The 3,442-nt window shown below is 60.6% G+C and carries 2 protein-coding genes; one reads left to right on the top strand and one right to left on the bottom strand.

Annotated features, from left to right (window positions below):
* Positions 1-34: 34 nt before the first annotated feature.
* On the bottom strand, positions 35-508 hold the full coding sequence (locus tag HKN37_02270) for a hypothetical protein (protein ID NNE45466.1): 474 nt from the start codon (positions 506-508) through the stop codon (positions 35-37).
* 546 nt (positions 509-1,054) lie between these two features.
* Between HKN37_02270 and HKN37_02265 the strand changes: the two genes are divergently transcribed.
* A complete protein-coding gene (locus tag HKN37_02265) occupies positions 1,055-3,070 on the top strand; it encodes a cellulase family glycosylhydrolase (protein ID NNE45465.1) in 2,016 nt (671 codons plus the stop codon).
* The last annotated feature ends 372 nt before the right edge of the window (positions 3,071-3,442 follow it).

Raw genomic sequence — 3,442 nt, 5'->3', positions numbered from 1 at the left:
AATCGGCCGGTTCGCGCTCGCGCCGAAGCCGAACTTACGCGGCCGCGTCGCCCTCCGGTTGCAGATCGGCGCCGGGGTCCGCATCCTCGACCCAGTATGCAAGGGTGAAGACGATCGATACAACGATGACGAACTCGATCTTCATCAGAACGAACTGCCAGACCGACTCCTCATCGCCGAAGAGGCCATACAGCCTGACGGCCTGGGCCACGACGTAGACGGCACCCAGAATCAGCAGCCCCTTTCTGGGGAGCGGAGCGATACGCGCGGTTACCGTTGCGGCGATCTTTCCGGCCAGGATCATGGCAATGAGCACGAGAATTCCGCTGCCGATAAAGAGCAGGAACGCACCCCATCCATCGAGCCTCCAGTCGAGCCCCCAGCCGATGATGAGGTTCAGCAGGAATTCTACGACCCACAGGATTCCGAGTCCTGCGACAAAAACCACAATCCACCTCGCGGCCTTGCCAACGGGCGTATTCCAATTCTCCGACTGGCTTATCGACATCGTGAAAGTGCCTCGCTCGTTGGAGTGAATTGCGCGACCATCGGCCCGTCGACTCAAAAGACGGCACCACCTTCGCGGCAGGTGTCAATGCGACGTCGTCTGCACGCCAGAGGCACGGCCGGCCTCGCCGAAGTGTCCCTGTGCGATGCGCTCAATTACGGAATCCAGAGGGCAGAATCAAGAGACCCCCGGCGGCAGGCGCTTTTTCGCCATACTTGCCGCATCCTGGACGGGTCGTCAGCGCTCTTCGTGATGGAGAGGGCCCTGTTGAGACTGGCTACGGCCCTGCACAGCGCCGGCAGGCGCAGATGCACTATCGCCTGCGCCTCGTCTTGTCCGTCTGAAGTGACCCGGTTGTACCCACAGCAACTGATATCAACTCTCACGAGGGAACCGACTTCATGAAAACGTTTTCAAGCATTGAAACCGTTGTTTCCGGGATGTTCAGAACCCCGGCCCTCCGTTGGCCGGTGCTTGCTCCAGCAGGGCTATTCGCCCGAAATCGCACGTCTGCGTATTCGACAAGAGACCGAAGGGGATTCTGGTATGAGAAAGCATGTCTGGTTTGTCGCGCTCGTTATCGCTCCGCTGGTCTGGTCAGCCTTCTCCGCGCACGCACTTGCCCAGAACGGCACCGGTTTTTTCAGGGCCGAAGGCAAGGAAATCGTAGACCCCGCAGGCAACCCCGTCGTGCCGCGCGGCATTGGCCTGGGCGGCTGGCTCGTGCCCGAAGGGTATATGCTGGATATCGATACGCCTCTTGGTGGCTCCCCCTCGTCCATCCGAGCGCAGATCGAGGACCTCATCGGACCCGCCAACACAGAGACCTTCTACGAGATCTACGAGGCCAACTACGTCGACGAGAAGGACGTGGCCGCGATGGCGAGCTGGGGTGTCGACCACCTACGTCTCCCCTTCCACTACAACAACTTCTATGACCCCGACACGGGGACCTTTAAAGAAGATGGCTTTGCCTTGCTCGACAGGTTTCTGGGATGGTGCCGCACCTACAACGTCAGCGTCATTCTTGACATGCACGCTGCCCCCGGAGCCCAGAACGATGGGCCGATCTCGGATAGCGACGGTGTCGCACGTCTGTGGACGGAGCCCGTCCCGCATCAGGATCAGACGGTCGAGATCTGGACCGAGATCGCTCGAAGGTATGCCGACGAACCCATAATCATGGGCTACGACCTGATCAACGAACCGGTCACGCCCGACGGATATTTTGATGATCTCTGGCCGCTTTATGCGCGGATCGCGGCTGCCATTCGCCAGGTGGACACGAACCACATCCTGTTCATCGAAGGCAACTACTACGGGACCACGTTTCCGGCCGTGGCCCCGTTCGACGACAACATGGTCTATGCCTTCCACAAGTACTGGAACGGCCCGGACCAGGGCTCCATCCAGTATCTAATTGATCTGCGAAACCGGGACAATGTACCGCTGTGGCTGGGCGAGACCGGTGAGAACTCGAACACCTGGTACTGGGAAGTGACGAGGCTCATGGAGCAAAACGGCATTGGTGTGAACTGGTGGACGCACAAGCAGATCGAAGCGACAGCGGCCCCGCTATCTGCGCCATACGCTCCGGGGTACCAGGAGGTAATCGACTACTGGAGAGGGGCCGGTCCTCGGCCGTCGGACCGTGCCGCGCTGGAAGGACTCCTTGGTATGGCACGAGGCCTCGATCTTGATTCCTGCGAAGTAAGAGGCGGCGTGCTTGAGGCGCAGTTCAATCTCGACGTCGGGTTTACGCACAGACCCTTCAAGGATCACGTGATCCCCGGCATCATCAACGCGGCCGACTACAACTTCGGCTTTCAGGGATCTGCGTACTCGGATTCGGATCACAGCGCCGTGACGGGCGCTCCGGGCGGCGGCAACAACGGCGGCAAGTATCGCAACGACGGTGTGGACATCGAGCTGTCAGGAGATGCTGAGGGGTTCGAATACAGCGTAGGCTGGACTGAAGTGCGCGAGTGGATCCGCTACACTGTGAATGTGGAGACCGCCGGCGTGTACGACATTGACCTGCGGGTCGCGAGCCTACGCGGTGGGGGGCGGTTTCAGTTGAAGCTAGACGAGGTCGACCTCGGCGACGAGATTATCGTTCCGAGCACCGGCGGATGGTACAACTGGGTTACGATTACACACCCGGGCGTCACGCTGTCGGCGGGCGAACAGACCCTCCGCCTGATCGTCGCGGCCGCGGGTGCGAACATCAATCAGATATCGTTCAAGCTCGTGTCGCCGACGGCGGTTGAGGATCTCGCGGAGACCCCGCAGTCCATACGACTGCATGATGTGTATCCCAATCCGTTTGTCGACCGACTGACCGTTCGGTTCGAAAGTCCCTCTGGCGCGACGGTCGGGCTCAAGATGTTCGACGTCCTGGGCCGAGAGGTGTTTGAGGAGTCGCCCCGCGCTTTTGCGGCCGGGCAGCAATCGATTGTCGCTGAGATCGCCCTTGGGACGGGCGTCTACGTCATGCGCCTGGAGATTCAGGAAGGAGGCGGGCAGAGGTATTTGAGCAGGAAGGTGGTGGTAGGCGGGTAGGGAGATGCCCGGTCGTCGTGCGCCACGGTCATCCCGGGCTCGACCCGGGATCCATCTGCATGTCGTCGTCACGAGTAGGCCGTAGGCCGGCGATGTGATCCGGCTGAGGAAGAAGTTGTCGTCTCGGAGTGCCACGGGCACCGTGCGCGCTCGCAACGACAGGCGGTGACAGAAGAAAGCCCGAACCCCTGAGGGGCCGGGCTTTGCATCCTGGTGCGAGAGTGTCACGTCCAGCACTGGAATGTGCATAGTGCCTCTTACTTGCCCTTTCCACCACCTTTGCTGCCGCCACTTGAGCCGCCGTCATTCCCACCGGCATTGTTAAAGTACTCCCACCCGAAGGGCTCGAGGTCGAGGGCAAGCCGCCATTTC

It is taken from the genome of Rhodothermales bacterium (assembly GCA_013002345.1).
Classification (GTDB): domain Bacteria; phylum Bacteroidota; class Rhodothermia; order Rhodothermales; family JABDKH01; genus JABDKH01.
Note: the sequence above shows the minus strand (reverse complement) of the source record. Positions and strands in the feature narration are given on the sequence as shown.